The 16,637-nt window shown below is 42.5% G+C and carries 17 protein-coding genes; 1 reads left to right on the forward strand and 16 read right to left on the reverse strand.

Annotated features, from left to right (window positions below; translation table 11 throughout):
• Window positions 1-2: 2 nt before the first annotated feature.
• From AC4MCD_RS11950 to mazG, 15 genes are all read right to left on the reverse strand, one after another.
• On the reverse strand, window positions 3-809 hold the full coding sequence (locus AC4MCD_RS11950) for a glycosyltransferase family 25 protein (protein WP_491876175.1): 807 nt from the start codon (window positions 807-809) through the stop codon (window positions 3-5).
• Between the two features lie 2 nt (window positions 810-811).
• A complete protein-coding gene (locus AC4MCD_RS11955; protein WP_491876176.1) occupies window positions 812-1,555 on the reverse strand; it encodes a hypothetical protein in 744 nt (247 codons plus the stop codon).
• Between the two features lie 23 nt (window positions 1,556-1,578).
• Window positions 1,579-2,349, reverse strand: a complete 771-nt coding sequence (locus AC4MCD_RS11960; RefSeq protein ID WP_491876177.1) for a glycosyltransferase — start codon at window positions 2,347-2,349, stop codon at window positions 1,579-1,581.
• A gap of 396 nt (window positions 2,350-2,745) precedes the next feature.
• The gene (locus AC4MCD_RS11965; RefSeq protein WP_411580591.1) at window positions 2,746-3,672 is read right to left on the reverse strand and encodes a branched-chain amino acid transaminase; all 927 of its coding nucleotides are present in this window, start codon (window positions 3,670-3,672) and stop codon (window positions 2,746-2,748) included.
• A 24-nt stretch (window positions 3,673-3,696) separates the two neighbouring features.
• Window positions 3,697-6,447: a bifunctional [glutamate--ammonia ligase]-adenylyl-L-tyrosine phosphorylase/[glutamate--ammonia-ligase] adenylyltransferase gene (glnE, locus tag AC4MCD_RS11970; RefSeq protein ID WP_491876178.1), complete on the reverse strand. Its 2,751-nt coding sequence runs from the start codon at window positions 6,445-6,447 to the stop codon at window positions 3,697-3,699.
• A gap of 86 nt (window positions 6,448-6,533) precedes the next feature.
• Window positions 6,534-7,799, reverse strand: coding sequence for a sensor histidine kinase (locus AC4MCD_RS11975; protein ID WP_491876179.1), 1,266 nt, complete (start codon window positions 7,797-7,799; stop codon window positions 6,534-6,536).
• 654 nt (window positions 7,800-8,453) lie between these two features.
• Window positions 8,454-8,987, reverse strand: coding sequence for a ribosome biogenesis factor YjgA (yjgA, locus tag AC4MCD_RS11980; RefSeq protein ID WP_005232100.1), 534 nt, complete (start codon window positions 8,985-8,987; stop codon window positions 8,454-8,456).
• Between the two features lie 2 nt (window positions 8,988-8,989).
• Window positions 8,990-9,259 (reverse strand): HPr family phosphocarrier protein, encoded by a 270-nt coding sequence (locus tag AC4MCD_RS11985; protein WP_180025134.1) that lies wholly within the window; start codon window positions 9,257-9,259, stop codon window positions 8,990-8,992.
• Window positions 9,256-10,107: an RNase adapter RapZ gene (gene rapZ, locus AC4MCD_RS11990; RefSeq protein ID WP_004782131.1), complete on the reverse strand. Its 852-nt coding sequence runs from the start codon at window positions 10,105-10,107 to the stop codon at window positions 9,256-9,258. The genes AC4MCD_RS11985 and rapZ overlap by 4 nt, the downstream gene beginning before the upstream one ends.
• An 18-nt stretch (window positions 10,108-10,125) precedes the next feature.
• Window positions 10,126-10,974, reverse strand: a complete 849-nt coding sequence (gene panC, locus AC4MCD_RS11995) for a pantoate--beta-alanine ligase (protein WP_491876180.1) — start codon at window positions 10,972-10,974, stop codon at window positions 10,126-10,128.
• Window position 10,975: 1 nt separating this feature from the next.
• Complete coding sequence (panB, locus tag AC4MCD_RS12000; RefSeq protein ID WP_419363586.1) at window positions 10,976-11,785, reverse strand: 3-methyl-2-oxobutanoate hydroxymethyltransferase; 810 nt, start codon at window positions 11,783-11,785, stop codon at window positions 10,976-10,978.
• 52 nt (window positions 11,786-11,837) lie between these two features.
• Complete coding sequence (gene folK, locus AC4MCD_RS12005) at window positions 11,838-12,323, reverse strand: 2-amino-4-hydroxy-6-hydroxymethyldihydropteridine diphosphokinase (RefSeq protein WP_180105270.1); 486 nt, start codon at window positions 12,321-12,323, stop codon at window positions 11,838-11,840.
• Entirely contained in the window at window positions 12,320-13,795 is a 1,476-nt protein-coding gene (gene pcnB, locus AC4MCD_RS12010) for a polynucleotide adenylyltransferase PcnB (protein WP_419363592.1), read from the reverse strand. The genes folK and pcnB overlap by 4 nt, the downstream gene beginning before the upstream one ends.
• 136 nt (window positions 13,796-13,931) lie before the next feature.
• Window positions 13,932-14,357, reverse strand: a complete 426-nt coding sequence (locus AC4MCD_RS12015; protein WP_491876181.1) for a ComEA family DNA-binding protein — start codon at window positions 14,355-14,357, stop codon at window positions 13,932-13,934.
• Window positions 14,317-15,129 carry a nucleoside triphosphate pyrophosphohydrolase gene (gene mazG, locus AC4MCD_RS12020; protein ID WP_491876182.1) on the reverse strand — a complete coding sequence of 271 codons (813 nt, stop codon included), beginning with the start codon at window positions 15,127-15,129 and terminating at the stop codon, window positions 14,317-14,319. The genes AC4MCD_RS12015 and mazG overlap by 41 nt, the downstream gene beginning before the upstream one ends.
• 89 nt (window positions 15,130-15,218) lie before the next feature.
• On the opposite strand from mazG, the gene AC4MCD_RS12025 reads away from it, so the two are divergent.
• The gene (locus AC4MCD_RS12025) at window positions 15,219-15,989 is read left to right on the forward strand and encodes an SDR family oxidoreductase (RefSeq protein WP_491876183.1); all 771 of its coding nucleotides are present in this window, start codon (window positions 15,219-15,221) and stop codon (window positions 15,987-15,989) included.
• 25 nt (window positions 15,990-16,014) lie between these two features.
• Here AC4MCD_RS12025 and AC4MCD_RS12030 read toward each other — a convergent pair whose 3' ends face one another.
• On the reverse strand, window positions 16,015-16,629 hold the full coding sequence (locus tag AC4MCD_RS12030; protein WP_491876863.1) for a 4'-phosphopantetheinyl transferase family protein: 615 nt from the start codon (window positions 16,627-16,629) through the stop codon (window positions 16,015-16,017).
• Between the last annotated feature and the right edge of the window lie 8 nt (window positions 16,630-16,637).

Raw genomic sequence — 16,637 nt, forward strand, 5'->3', positions numbered from 1 at the left:
TATTAAAATCGGTTTTTATCTAAAAATATAAAACGCTTTTCTGCTTTAAATAGTACTTGTAAATATCGAAAAGCCATTTGAAATTGCCCCATAACACGGCGCTTCCTAAACATTTTCTTTTCGGATACAGACTTATAGGTAGGCTTGAAGTTTTCAGAGCGACCAATTGTTGATTCAAAGTTTTCCGTATCTGATAAGCCATACGCAATCATTTGATCTTCTTGTATCAAAGCTGCTGGTTCAACCTGATAAGCATTTAAATTATAGGTACTGAAAATAAAAGCATCTGCTGTAGCAGCTGCAGAGTGAGCCGCTTTTTCCAATAATTTTTGCGCACCCGTTGGGAACAATATATAGCCCCCTGTTCCTGTTCTCTCTTGGAACAAGTCTAATAATTTGTACCCTGAACTATTTAAATGACAAGCTGGCTTTTTACTTACGATTTTTTTACGACTTCTAACTTCGAGATTAATTAGATCAGGACATAAATTTAAGGTTTGATATTGTATATCTTCTAGAAGTTGCACAATATCACTTACCACGACAGCATCATCTTCTAGAATAAGCATAGGTTGATTACGATCTACAACCTGTTGCCATGCTTTTTTATGACTTAGAAAGCAAGCTAACTCTACTTTTTTTAACGGTCGCTGCCACCCGAAAGCTTCCGCATTAAATTGCTCTTCTGAAATCTGATCTATCGACACAGCTTGTAAAAAAGTAGGTTGAATCCCAACTTTTAAAAATTGTTGTTCTTGAAAGACACGTCGTTCCTTAGATTTAGGTAAATTAATAATTAATAATTCCATCTTTACCACCAACGTGTTTTTTCACGCGTATGTTGTTTCTTAAATCTTAAATAAACTGTATTGTTCTGTTCTTGCTGTAATCGATCGAATATTTCTAAAACAATCATTCCAAGTGGATGTATTTTGCAAATTTGATCTAAACGCCAACGCATATTTCGCAATGTATCGTCTGTACCAACAACGAATGCTGACGTTCCATCAAATAATGTTACGCGTTCTTGTGGTAACCGATCGCGCTTTTCTTCACACATTACTGTAGATTGGTCACACAAATAACGTTCAGTTTCTTGTAATTTCAATGTATTAATCAACACAACTGCATTCATTAATGTCGCTTTAAGTGCGACATCATCATGTAAATCTAAAAACGTATCACATGCAGAAATTAACCAACGAATATTTAAAGTGCTGAGTAAAAAATCACGTTCACTCATCCACAGGGCTTTAAATTTTTCAAAGTTTTCTTCAACATCAACTTCACGTCGAATCAGTACAATCAGACTCGCATGATAGTGGCTCAATGCCGGTTGACCAACAAACTCATGTTTAAGTTGCTCAATATGCTCATTCAGATCTTTCGCTGAACCGTGTGTATATTGAACTTGATCACCAGCAATGATATCGGATTTCAGTTTTTCGATATCTACACTCGCAAGCTGAGCATAAACTTTATCAGCCCCAAAACGCCGTTGATGTCGGCTAAATGAAAACCACTGTTCAAACTTACTTTTTTTTCTAACTGGCATGTTAAGCAACCATTTTTAAAACATTATTGCCAAGCGTCTTTAATCCATTTCGAAGGCAGTACATAACGGTACCATTTACCTCCACCACCATTGATCGCATCAGGTGGATTAATTTCACCGTGGAAAATAATAATTTTTGCACCTTCAGGTTTTACAGGTGGCTTAAAGAATGCCATTGGGATTTTTTGTAGGCAGTGATATTTATAACTTTTACACCAACTATCAGGCCAATAAGTTTGTTTACCTTCTTTATCTACATACCAAGATAAATAGGCTTGTTCATTACGGAATTTATTACGAATTTCGTCAAAATTCTCACGGAAATATGGCAAAAGACCAGGAAAAGCGCCAAGCTTAAAGCGATAAACTGAACTATTACCCGTAATACGCCATGGTCGTTTCCAGTCATGGATAATCAGGAACTCACCTGGATGCGTAAAGAATTCATCGATATTATCGACAATGACAACATCTAGATCTAAAAATAAAGCATTGCCTTTTAAACCATAGAGATCAGGTTCAAAGGTAGAGAGCTTATTCCAGCCACGTTCTGGCGCCCCTTCTGGCAAAGCCAACGGTGGAATAGGAAAGCATTGCACATTTGGATCAATCCCTTCAGTACGGTCAGTTAAACACACCATTTGAAAATCAACGGTTGTGTGTCGCTTCACCATATTGTAAAGGCGATTGACATATTCAGACCCATATTTTGTGCCCCATTTCATACAGATCACAATATTTTGCTCAGGTGATTGTTCACCCTGAGTCTTAAGGTCATTTTGCTTTGCGTTCATGCACCCATCATCCACCTATGCAATATCAGTATCATACCATTACTGGTACTGACTGAGCCTATTGCTTTTCATTTCCGCACAGTTTACCGCAAATCTCATGAAGAAATATAATCTTCATTTTTTCATCACAAGAATTGAATGTTTTTGCAACAACTTAGATCGAAATAAAGTTCATATTTGAATGATACATATAGAGCAACACTAATTTTAGTTGTTCGTTACGCTTATTAGTTTATTTTTATAGTGAATATATAACTTTCCATAATATGAGAATCGTCATTTTTTTCTGCAATTTTTTGACTTCTTTACCTAACAACCTAATCGTTTTCATATTTTAAGGAAGGTTCACTAAAAATAAAAAGGACTCAAATGAGTCCTTTTTATTTGCTAATTCACTTATTTTACATAAGTTAACCAGTGTGCATATTTAGGGTCTTTACCCTGAACTGCATCAAAGTATGCTTTCTGGATTTGAGTTGTGATTGGACCACGTACCCCTTCACCAATTTGACGGTCATCATATTCACGGATTGGTGTTACTTCAGCAGCAGTACCAGTGAAGAAAGCTTCATCTGCAATATAGAATTCATCACGAGTAATACGGCGTTCTACTACTTCATAACCAAGATCTTTAGCAATGGTAATAATCGATTGACGAGTAATACCGTCTAATGCGCCACCAGCGATGTCTGGAGTGTGAATTACGCCATCACGTACCAGGAATACGTTTTCGCCTGAACCTTGGCATACATAACCTTGCGGATCAAGCAGCATTGCTTCGTCATAACCTGAATGTGCCACTTCTTGGTGAGCAAGAATCGACAATGTGTAGTTACCAGATGCTTTTGCTTTACACATCGTCACGTTTGGATGATGGTGTGTGAATGATGAAGTTTTTACGCGAATACCTTTCGCCATCGCATCATCACCAAGGTAAGCACCCCAGCTCCACGCTGCAACTACAGCATGAATAGTATTGTCAGTAGCAGCAATACCCAGTTTTTCAGAGCCAATAAAAATAATTGGACGTAAATAGCAAGATGCCAATTTATTTTCACGAACCACATCAATTTGAGCTTGTTCCAAAGCTGCCTGATCAAATGGAACTTTCATTTGATAAATTTTTGCAGAATTGAGCAAACGTTTGGTGTGTTCTTTTAGACGGAAAATAGCCGTTCCATTCGGGGTTTCATAAGCACGGACACCTTCAAACACACCCATGCTGTAATGCAAAGTATGTGTTAATACGTGAGTTTTCGCCTCACGCCAGTCAACTAGTTGTCCATCTTGCCAAATGAAACCATCACGATCAGCCAAATTCATGCCACAAACTCCAATTTTTCACAATTATTCACTATCCAGTGCAAATACTGCACTTGGATCAATCAGTCTTTGCCATAACTTGCAAACGGTCTTTCGGGTATCGTGCCAGTCGCTTGCAGACACTTGCATGGATTGATTTGCAAGGGCTAAGCGGTGGCTCTCGGCGCGTTCACGGAGATAAGCTTGAATCAGAGCAGTCGCATCGTCGCTGGATAAGCAACCTGATTTTGCGGCATCCTCAAGGATTCTTACATTGTCGGAGTAATGGGCGAGATCTTTATTCGTCCCACTCCAAGCTAACACCGCATACTGTGCCATAAATTCGATATCAACGATACCACCTGCATCTTGTTTTAAATGAAAAATCCCATCTTTTTTTTGCTCTTTGGAAGAACCCAGATGATCTTTCATTTTCTGACGCATTTTCAGAACTTCACCACGTACATGACAGATATCGCGTTTCTGGGTAAGAATTTTACAGCGTAGTGCTTCAAATGTCTCTCTCAGGCTATCTTCTCCAGCAATGGAACGTGCACGCACCAAGGCCTGATGTTCCCACAGCCATGCATTTTTCAATTGATATTGCTCAAATGCTTTCAGGCTAGTGACCAGCAGCCCTGCTTCTCCAGAAGGACGTAGACGGGTATCGACTTCATAGACACGTCCATCCAGTGTTTGTGTGGTCATGAGCGACATAAACTTTTGTGCCACGCGCATAGCAAACTCAAAACCGCTAATCGGCTTGAGACCGTTCGTATCTGCCTGCTCACCCATATAATGAATGAAGACCAGATCCAGATCTGAACCATAGCCCAATTCAATGCCACCGACTTTACCATAGCCAATAACGGCAAAAGCTGTATGTTCTATCGAGCAGCGCTGCCCTTCTGCATCCAGCGGAAAACCATGTCTTTTGGCTACAATCTGATAAGCCAGATGCAGCGCAGCATTCACTGAGACTTCTGCAATATCTGTTAAGGCATCCGAGACTTTCATTAAAGGACTTTCTGCCAGCACATCACTAGCAGCTACCGCAAGCACATTGGATTTTTTAAACAGGCGCAGTACCCGCATCTGGTCTTCGACCTGGTCAATTTCAATTCTGAGCAATTGCTGACGCAGGCTATCTTCCAGATCCTGACGCTTAGGCAATTCAAAATCCATCGACAGGAACTCATCCAGCAATACCGGATAATGGGTAAGTTCCTCACAGATCCAGGGGCTGACAGTCGCCATTTTTACCAAACGCTGTAAAGCACCCTTGCTTTCAATCAGCATCACCAGATACACCGTACGACGCATGACTGATTCAACCAATGGCATCAGACGGACCAGTGCAACTTGCGGTTTATCTGATTCAAGAATCGCTTCAATCAGGTAGGGCCAAAATGTTTTTAAACGTTGAATAGCTTTGGCTGGCAGTTTTTTTAAGGCATGTCCATGCCAGAATTCATGTACCAGATTTTTTGCATGATCATCTAAAACTTCATTCAGCTGTTGTTCCAACTGAGAAAAACTTTTGCCTTGGGGCTCTGGTCCATTTTCCTTGATCAAGTGCTCAAACTGATAAATCACTTTAGCGCGTTTTTGATCCAGCACCTCCATAAAGGCGGACCAGTCTGCAAAGCCTAAAGTATCTACAATACGTTGACGTAAATCTGGCTCTGTCGGCAAACATTGGGTTTGTTGATCATGCAGCGCTTGAATAGCATGTTCTACCCGGCGGAGGAATAAATAGGCATCTTCAAGGTCAGTCACTGCCTGCTCATCCAGCAGTTCAGCCTCATCCAGATGATTCAGGCTGACCAGACATTGCCGATCCTGCAATTCCAGCTTGGCTCCCCCATAAATCAGCTGAAAAACCTGCACAATGAATTCAACTTCACGAATCCCGCCAGCCCCAAGCTTGATATCGTCTTCAATATTGCGGCGCTGTACTTCACGCTCAATCATTGCTTTCATTTCACGCATCGCTTCGAAAGCGCTGTAATCGACATATTTACGGAAGACGAAAGGACGGGTCATATCCAGCAGTTCATCACCTTCTGGACTCGGATTGACGATGCGGGCTTTGATCCAGGCATAGCGTTCCCATTCGCGGCCATGCTGGCTGAGATATTTTTCTAGTGCGGCATGACTGATAGCCAGAGCAGAACCATCACCCCAAGGGCGCAAGCGCATATCAACACGGAACACAAAACCTTCAGCAGTGATATGATCCAGCAGATAGATTAACTTTTGTCCCCATAGGATACAGAACTGCTGAACGTCAATGCATTTACGCCCATCCGTTTCACCCTGTTCATCAAAGGCAAAAATCAGGTCAATATCACTGGAAAGGTTGAGTTCCTGAGCGCCCAGCTTGCCCATTGCAATAATAATAAGATCTTGAACTTTACCGTTATAGCCAATTGGCTGACCATATTTGGCGACTAGAGGAATACGGGCAAACTCTTTGGCAGCACAGATACAGGCATCAGCGAAATCAGACAGCTCGCGAGTCAGTGTGATGACATCGGTAAGTTGATTGACATCCTGCCAGATCCAGCGGAACATCAGGCGGGCACGCAGAATACGTAAGCTACGCATCCACATGGTTTCATCGCTGATATTTAATAGATTGGAATAGATTAAGTTTTGAATCTGTTCAGTGCCGAGTGATCCCTGAAACTGATCAATTGCATAATCCTGATTCAATAGATCTTGATGATTGGCCAATACCTGTTCTGCATACTGACTGGCTCTTAAGGTTTTCTGCAATTGTACCGCGTCCATCACTCAGTGATTCCCTCAAAACTTTTATTTAGTTATAGCAGGAGTTCACGTCGAGTGGGAACGGTTTTAAAAGAAATTTATGACTTTCAGGACTTTTCAGTATGCAGATCTTCAAGTACCAATGCCTGATGATCATTGGTCACTTTTGGTAAATGCACAGTAAAGGTGGTTCCAGCGCCTTCTTTAGAATCTACGGCAATCTGTCCATGATTCAGGTCCACAAAACGCTTACACAGTACCAGACCCAGACCTGCGCCTTTCTCATTGTCTGTGCCTTTTAAGCTCACCGTGAGATTTGGTCTAAACAGATTTTCCATCTGTTCTTCAGTCATACCGAGACCAGTATCCTGAATAGTGATCTTGACTTGCTCACCTTCCATTTCAGCAGCCAGAATCACCTGCCCACCCTGATCCACTGGAGTAAATTTCAGCGCATTCGATACCAGGTTCTGCAAGACCGAAGTAATCATGTTGATATCAGCATGTACCTTGATATCTTCAGGAACCTGGTCAATCAGCTCAATATTCTTTTTCAGCGCCAGACTTTTCAGTACATCACAGACAATTTTAGTAGACTGTTTTAATTCATAATTAATTGGATGATAAACGAAACGCCCACCCTCGGCCATCGCCCAGGTCAACAGACTTTCTAACAGGTTATACGTCGATTGAGCCGTATCATATAAGTAATCAGAAATACTCTGGATACTGGATTCATCCAGAGTGTCACGTTCCTGTGCCAGTACTTCCGAGAAGCCTAACAGACCATGAAAAGGCGCACGCAGGTCATGAGCAATAATCTGGAAGAATTTGGTTTTACTGAAGTTTTGTGCACACTGCTGTTCGTATAATTCTTTCAGTTGAGTATGCTCTTCATTCAGTTTGACTCGCTTGACTAAAGTTTCAGCAAATTGCTGGACGATAATAATAGCTTCCTGATCAAATACTTCAGTCTGATCATCAAAGAAAACCACCTGCCCCAAAGACTGGCCTTGGGCTGATTTTAAATTGAATGCCACCAGCCGCTGATGGGCTACGCCAAGGCTGTTCACATGATCTGATAGTTCTGCATATGCAGGATGACTTTGATCAATCACATCTGTTTCTTGCAGATATTTAGTATCCACATTCTGTGGTACGTGCAAACCGCGAAAACCGAGCGGACAGCTGTACCAGATATAAGGTTCCGTATGGAATCCAATGATACAGGTCTTGGCGCCGAGTACTTTACGCGCGACCTTACAGAAGGTGTCTAATAAATTATCAGAGGTATAGACACCTAAAATGAGAGATATACGGCACGAGCTTAACTGCTTCGTATTCTGACCGATCTCTAGCAGTTTTAGTTCCATGTCTGCCTCTCTGGATGTTATGGAATATAGGATAAAAATTACAACCGACTAAATTGATACAATCAATAACAAAGATTCTATATTTACTCAACGTTAAAATCTCATTTATCGACCAAAGGATTTGTTAACTTATTTCTCTAAAGATACATTGATAGCTTTAATACCTTGATATTTAAATATTAAGGATTACTTGAAAAAATATTCCTCTTATAAAAAATTACATATAATTATTTGAAATTCCTGAATTCATTTCAAATTGTTTCAATATCATCTGAGTTCTGAAATCTAAGGAAGATAAAAACAGCTCATTTTTCTTCTGATCTTTAGGTAAATAAAAGCTTTTGAATTTTCAAATATATAGAAAATACTTATTGTCACTTTTTGAAAAAATAGATCGCTAATAATATTAACTTTGACCTAAATTTATTTCTATCTTTTAAATATTCTTAATAATCATAAAATATTGAGTGATTTAAATAGTTTATTTATGCACTAAAACCAATTTCTTACGTAATCAAAAATATTAAAAGTTTACATTTTTTTACAGTTAACAATGACTTATAGGAACATTCTTGAATTTTCATGGAAAATAAAAATTAATTATAGTGAATAAAAAAGCGACAAAATGTCGCTTTTCTTTAATGCAGATTACAATCAGTTATCTGAAATCAGGGCAACTTGCTGCACATAGTTAAACAGCTTTTGCTTTGAGGCTGCCACTTCTTCTTCCGGTGCCTGATTTTTTAGATCACGATGTACACGTAAATAATGCTGACGTAAGGTATGACGCTCTGTCGCATTATAGGTCTTGGTAAATTCGTTAATTGCAGGATCGCCATCTTTCACAATACGGTCAACCCAACGCTGCAATTGTGCTGTCTTTTTTAAGCCCTGTTTCGGAGTCAGATAAGACAGAATCACGGTTTCATTTTCATTACGAAGTAATTTACCAATACGTGAAAATTGACGACGACGTGCTTCATGTGAACTGATTTGCTGGACATCCAGCAAAGCTTCAATCAGACGTTCTTCAACGGGTAAATTTTTAATTTGTTTCGCACTCAGTTCTGCCAACTGTGCGCCTAAAGCTGCCATACGCTGAACTGCTTTTTTCTGTTCGGTTTTACTTGCGCGTCCCTCTAAAGATTCAAAGTCTTCTTCAGTTAAACTGCTCGGTCGACGTGCCACGATTAATCTGCCTCATAAAATTTTGCCGCAAACAGTGCCTGAATTTCAGATAAGGCCTTTTCCTCATCTGCACCTTCAATCACCAAGCGTAAAGTTGTTCCTTTGCCCGCACCAAGCATCAGCAAGGACATAATATTTTTGGCATCAACCAATTTGTCCGATTTGCCAATCTGGATATTGGAACGAAATTTGGTGGTAACTTCAATGAGTTTACCTGATGCACGCGCATGTAAACCTAGTTTATTAATTACGTCAACAGTCGTATCAATCATGACCAGTGCTTCATTTCTCGGTGGAGGACTTGAATAGACCATTTTGCCTCAAGCGCTTTTTTTAGTCTATCCACAATATAAACAGAACGATGCTGGCCACCAGTACAACCAATCGAGATGGTCATATAATGACGATGACCTTCAGCAAAGGTCGGCAACCATTTGTCTAAAAAGTGATAAATATCCTGGAACATGTCTTCGACCTGATCACTTTTTTCCAGGAATTCCTGTACCGGCTGATCGAGGCCTGAATATTTGCGCAGTTCGAGTTCCCAATGCGGATTCGGCAAATGACGGACGTCAAAAACATAATCAGCATCTAAAGGAATGCCATGCTTATAGCCAAAAGATTGCAGAATCACAATCAGGTTATCGGTCTGTCCTAGCTTATACAGCAAGGTATGTTTCAGATCATGAACGCTTTTATCAGTGGTATCGATATGCACTGTAGAACGGAGCTGGATCGGCATCAGCAGGACTTTTTCTTCCTGAATACACTGATGCAGGCTCTTGAAACGGGCAGCCAAAGGATGCGGACGGCGTGACGCACTGAAACGAGCAATCAGCTCCTGATCCTGCGTGGTCAGATAGATGACATCCACCGTACCATGCTGTTGCAGCTGTTCAAACACATGGTCGAATTCCTGCAAATCTGCACGGGTACTACGAACATCCACCCCAAGCGCTAACTGTTCCAGATTATTTTCACAGTCCAGCTTCGCCACAATTTCAGGAAGCAAGGCCAAAGGCAAATTATCAATACAGTAATAACCCAAGTCTTCAAGTACCTGCAATGCAGAAGATTTACCTGAGCCAGATTGTCCTGTCACAATTAAAATGCGCTTCATGCCTTACGATCCTTTTACTTATCCAGCTGCATATTTGATCTGCAGATTATCAATCAGACGAGTTTTCCCTAATTTCGCCGCGATCAGAATCACGATATCCTGATTAAACTCATCAATTTTCTGCAATTCCGGTGTACGGGCTTCTACATAGTCCACTACCAGACCTGCATCTGTCAAAGTTTGACGGATACCTGCCAGTGCTTCCTCCAAAGTTTTACCTGCATGTAACTGCTGTTCAGCAGTTTTCAGACTCTGGAAAATAACTGGTGCTGTTGCACGTTCCTGCTCGCTTAGATAGCCATTTCGCGAACTGAGTGCCAGACCATCTTCAGCACGGGCAATTGGTACACCAATCACTTCCAGCGGAATATTCAAGTCTTGAACAAACTGACGAATCACAGCCAGTTGCTGATAGTCTTTCTGACCGAAGAAGGCATAGTTGGGCTGAACAATATTAAATAATTTGGTCACCACGACCGCTACACCATCAAAATGACCTGGACGCTGTAAGCCGCACAGGTCATTGGTGATACCAGATACACTGATATTGGTCAGACGTGGCTTGTTACCATACATCTGCTCTACCGTTGGGGCGAAGACAATGTCACAACCTACATCTGCCAGTAACTGCTGATCCTGTTCTAAAGTACGTGGATAATTATCAAAATCTTCATTTGGTCCGAACTGGATCGGATTAACGAAAATACTCACAACAACAACATCACACAGTTTACGCGCCTCACGCACCAGATTCAGATGCCCCTGATGCAGGTTGCCCATGGTCGGGACAAAACCAATAATTTTACGCGCAGAACGTGCAGGATTGAGCGAAGCAGATAATCCTTGGATGGTTGTTTCTGTTTTCATGTTACAACTCGACTTGGAATGTTTGTTCAGGTGCTGGGAATGAACCATCTAAAACAGCCGCATGATAGGCTTTAAATGCATCCAGAATTGCAGTCGCACCAGACTGTTCTTTCATAAAGTTACGTACAAATTTTGCAGTGTGACCAAAGGTCAGACCAAGCATGTCCTGAACGACCAGTACCTGTCCGTCAGTGGCTGCCCCTGCTCCAATACCAATCACCGGAATATGCGGGAATAGTTTAGTAATCTCCTGACCCAATTGTGCAGGCACACATTCCAGCAACAGCACTGCTGCACCGGCTTCAACCACTGCCTTACAGTCAGCAATCAGTTGATCGGCCGCTTCACGGGTACGGGCCTGTAGCTTATAGCCACCAAAGACATGCACCGACTGCGGAGTGAGACCCAAGTGAACACAGACTGGAATCCCGTTACGGGTTAGAACCTGAACGGTTTCCGCCAACCAGGCACCACCTTCCATCTTGACCATTTGTGCACCGGCCTGCATCACCGTTTTTGAGCTTTGTAATGCATCATTCAGAGTGGCATAACTCATAAATGGCAGATCAGTCATAATCAGTGCATGCTGATTGCCACGGCGTACCGCTGCGGTATGGTAAGCCATATCTTCTACAGTCACAGGTAAAGTTGAATCACGTCCCTGAATCGACATACCCAAAGAGTCGCCTATCAGAATACTGTCAACTTCAGCAATTTCCATGGCTTTGGCCATACTGGCGTCATAGCAAGTCAGGCAAGAAAATTTGCGTCCTTCCGCTTTATATCGTCTTAAATCACTGAGACTGATCATGAAGATGTTCCTCTATTATTGAAGTTCTCTCGAACATGCCAATAATTAAAAATTAAATATTTGCCCAATTCGTGTGGTCAAAAACCGTTAAGGTTGATTGCTTGACAATGTCCAGGTCTTTTAATGTGTTTCCATTCAGCTGCAAGTTGGCATCAATATCCAGTAATGGCACCAATACAAAATCACGTTCCAGCACGCCCACATGCGGTACGGTTAACCGTTCATTTTGAATCTGTTCATCACCGTAGATCAGCAGATCCAGATCCAAGGTACGTTCACCCCAATGACGTAGACGTACACGCCCAGCTTCCTGTTCGAAGGCTTGCAGACGATCCAGCAGATCCAACGGTGCCAAATCCGTAATTAGCTGTACGACAGCATTAAAATAATTCGGCTGATCTTGTGGCCCCATAGGTGGGCTTTGATACAGATGCGAGGTTTTGACCTGCCCCAGACTTGCCAGCTTTTGCACGGCTTCAGCCAGAATCTGGCGTGAATCGCCCAGGTTACTTCCTAAACCGATATAGGTCACTGTCATTGTGTAGGCCCAAAAATAACCTGGCTTAAATCACGCTGCACCCGTTTACGCTTGGTAATTGGATGGTCTGCACCAATGTCACCGCTGGCACTGGCCGCCACATGAGAAACCGGTTTGCTACGCTCATTCTCAAATTTGGCTTTACGTGCACGACGGCTACGTGGTTCCGGCTCATTCACCAGAGGTTCAATCTCGGTTGCTACATCTTGTGCAGCCAGACGCTGTTCCAGATGTTCTTCCTGAGAAGCCTTACGACGGCTCTTGGCACGCTGACGGTTATATTGGGCAATGGCACGCTCTTTTTCATCGCTGCCCATTTGCTGATAGGCTTCCCACCAGCTTCCCATACCCTGTGCAGTTTCATCGCCTGATTTTTCACGCAGCAACAAAAAGTCAAAGCCGGCACGGAAACGTGCATGACCTGATAATGCTTCAATCTGTTGCGGTTTTGGATTGAGCAAGCGGGTTTGCATTTCCCAGACTTCACGAATGAAAGTTTCCGCAAAGCGTGGAATCACAGTACGGGTAGCCTGACGTTTCAGTACATCCAGTCCTGCCTGCGCACGTGCTTCCGCAGGTACCACACCTTTGGACAGATAGAAATCACAGCGCTCCAGGAACGGTTGCCACAACAATACCGCATAGAAGAAAGCCGGGTTGATGGTCTTGCCAATTGAAATACGCTGATCGGTATTTTTTGCTGCCAGTTCAATAAATGCAGTAATGTCTGGCTTGATATCGGCAAACAGCTGACGCCAGATGCCAAAATCGATCAGCATTGGCATCACACGATTCAGATGTCCCATAGTGAATAGCTTTTGCGATTCATCATAGAGACGGTGTGGAGACACATCACGTAGAAGCTGGGTCATTTCCGGAGTGAAAATATCCAGAATGGCTTCATCAATACTGAAATTGAGTTTGGCTGCAAAACGTAAAGTTCGCAGCATCCGGACTGGATCTTCTTCAAATCTTAAAGTCGGATCACCCAGTAAACGCAGGGTTTTATGTTTAATATCATCTACTGCATTACAAAAATCCAGCACGATACCTTTGCGTGGCTGGTAATACATGGCATTGATTGAAAAATCTCGACGAGCAAAATCCTGCTCAATGGTGCCCCAGTTATTATCGCGCAGAATCATCCCTGCTGCAGAGGTCACTGCTTTTTTAGGAGGCGCACGGAAAGTTGCCACTTCAACCAGTTCACGGCCCGAATAGACATGCGCCAGCTCGAAACGTCGTCCGATAATCCGGCAACGCCGTCCGAACACTTCTTTAACCTGAGCTGGTGTAGCATTGGTCACTGCATCGAAATCTTTGGGATTTAAACCCAGCATCAGATCCCGGACACCACCACCTACGATATAAGCTTCATAGCCTGCCTTGGTTAAGGCATCAATCACATCGAGAATATAAGAAGGTAATTGAGCGGTTGATAAACCACATTTTGACGCGCGCAAAGTTTGCAAAAGACGCTGTCTCCTACGTCTGAACGTAAAATTCTAAGATGACGCTAATCATATCGCTTACACCGCTAAAGGGCAATTTGATTATGTCATTCTCATGGTTCCGATGGATGGCTTATTTACAATAAATTCAGCAGGGTTACAAAGCCAGTTTATCCTTGTTTTTGGCAAATAAGGCCGGCCCAATTCCTTTGACCTGTTGAATATCTTCAATTGTTTTAAATTTACCGTTTTTCCGCCGGTATTCAATGATCGCTTCTGCTTTCTTCTGTCCGATGCCATTTAACTGCTGTAACTGCTCAATACCGGCCTGATTCAGATTGATTTTATCAGCAGCTGAAGAGGCGGATAATGCAGGTTTAGCCAGATAATGATTGTTTCCAGAAGGTGGTGTAGCAGCAACTTTCTTCTTCAGGCGTGCATCATGTTGCTGCTGACGTACTTTCCATTCTGCATAATCAGTTGCAGTTGCGTGTACTGTGCCAATTGAAGTATAGGCCAGCCAAATGCCTAGCAGGACAGTATTAATCCATACTGGACCTATGCGATGTTGTACTTTGTTCATGAGCGGCTCTTTGTTTTAATTCTAATTTGGCCTGTTCCCAGAGCTGATCCAATTCAGCCAATGACAGGCTTTCCAGATTGAGTTGCTGTTGTTCTGCCCGATCTTCCATCAGGGCAAAGCGGGTCCGGAATTTATGGATCGTGCCCAATAATGCCATCTCGCTTGAGACACCAAGTTTACGACCAACATTCACCAGTGAAAATAAGCAGTCTCCAAATTCTTCGAGTATTTCATCGGAATTTTGTCCAGCAACGGCTTCCTTGAGTTCAGCCAGTTCTTCTTCCAGCTTGCCATAGGCACCTGCGACATCTGGAAAATCAAAGCCGATTTTGGCGACATTTTTCTGGATCTCATCCGCCTGTTGCAGTGCGGGTGCATGCTTAACCTCATCCAAACGTGAACGTGGCTTACCCTGTTTTTCTTTCTGCTTGATTTCTTTCCAGAGCACCGAGACATCTTCAGGGCTCAGCTGTGCAAACTGTTCAGCCTGAAATACATGCGGATGGCGTCGGATCAGTTTATCGGTAATGGCCTGCACCACATCCTGAAAATCAAAAGCGCCCTGCTCGCTATACATTTGCGACTGAAACACGACCTGTAACAGCAGATCACCCAGCTCATCCCGCACTGCATTGGTTTGGCCAGAGCGCACCGCTGCTTCAACTTCGTAGGCTTCCTCAATCGCATATTTAGTCAGAGATTCAGGAGTCTGCTGCTGATCCCATGGACATTTTTCACGTAACTCACGCATGACTTGGAGTAATTGTTCCACCGTAAAACCTCTTCTTTACCAAATAGCCGCATTATTTTGCCTGTTTCTTGCTATGCTCAAGAAAAAAAGACAATAAGGAGATCAAGCACATGCACAGTATATTGATTAGTGGTGCAGCACAAGGAATTGGTGCCGCGATAGCCAGGCTATTTTACCAGCAAGGGTATAAAGTCGGAATTTATGATATTAATCTTGAACAGGCAGAACAATTGGCCCAGCAACTCGGTGAGCATGCCAAAGCCGGTTTTCTGGATGTGACCGATTATGCTTCTTGGGAAACCGCTCTATCTAAATTCGCACCCTGGGCCGGTGAAATCAATATTCTGGTAAATAATGCCGGGATTTTATATTCCGGTCCTTTTGAAGAAACGAATATTACAGACCACTATCGCACCCTTGACGTGAATATCAAAGGCGTTCTGAATGGCTGTCATGCTGCTTTGCCCTATTTAAAGCAGGCTTCCTTTGCTCGGGTCATTAACCTGTCTTCAGCCTCAGCGATTTATGGCCAAGCGGATCTGGCTTCCTATGCAACCAGCAAATTTGCGGTTCGTGGTTTGACTGAAGGCTTAGATATTGAATGGCAAAAATATGGGATTCGGGTATTCGATGTGATGCCCCTTTTTGTTAGCACTGCAATGGTGAAAGATATGCAGGCTAAAAGTATCAAAAAAATGGGTGTGCATTTGAAAGCTGAGGATGTTGCACAAGATATTTTCAAATTGGCACAATTAAAGGACTCCATCTGGCAAGTGACGCATCATCCGGTCGGATTCAAGAGTAAGTTTTTATTCCATTTATCTCGAATGAGCCCACAGTTCGTTAACCGGCTGAGTAATTTAATGATTGCCAAACAATAAGAAATATTTTGGGCTTACTCTACTTTCAAACAGCTTGATGAATCTGAATCATTGGAAATCTTAGACCTTTACAGGAATGCTCGCTTTGCCAGGCCACAGTGAGCATACAGCCCGCTAAAATATAATTTTGATAGGCATAAATTCCAATTTCTGGATGTTCACAACGCCCCCCATCCTGATGTGGATGGATTTGGGTATTCAGTTCATTCAGGTTCATCCGGATTCCGAGTCCTGACGCTTTTAGGACCGCCTCTTTGGTGGTCCAGACTTTAAACCAGTATTCAGGATCGTAATCTAATGCCTGCCACTGTTTCAGCTCTTCAGGATGAAAAGCGTGTTGGGCTAGGGCTTCAAAACGTACATTTCGATTCAGCTCTTCAATGTCGATTCCCAAATTCTGAATATGTTTGCTTGTTGCTAATCCATAAAAGTTTTGGCTATGGGTATGATTAAAACCAAAGTCTGGATGGGCTGGAAGATAGGGTTTGCCGTATTCGGTTGTAGTAAAGTCCTGCTGGTCAATAACACAACCTAAATGTGCAGCTAGCAACTGATTACGATAGCTATAAATTAATTGTTTACGCTGCTGAATATAGGTTTTTCGATCTAAGTCTTGTAAATGCCTAAGTCGTGGTGCCAGCGCGACCC

Source organism: Acinetobacter sp. CAU_H_78 (assembly GCF_058599365.1).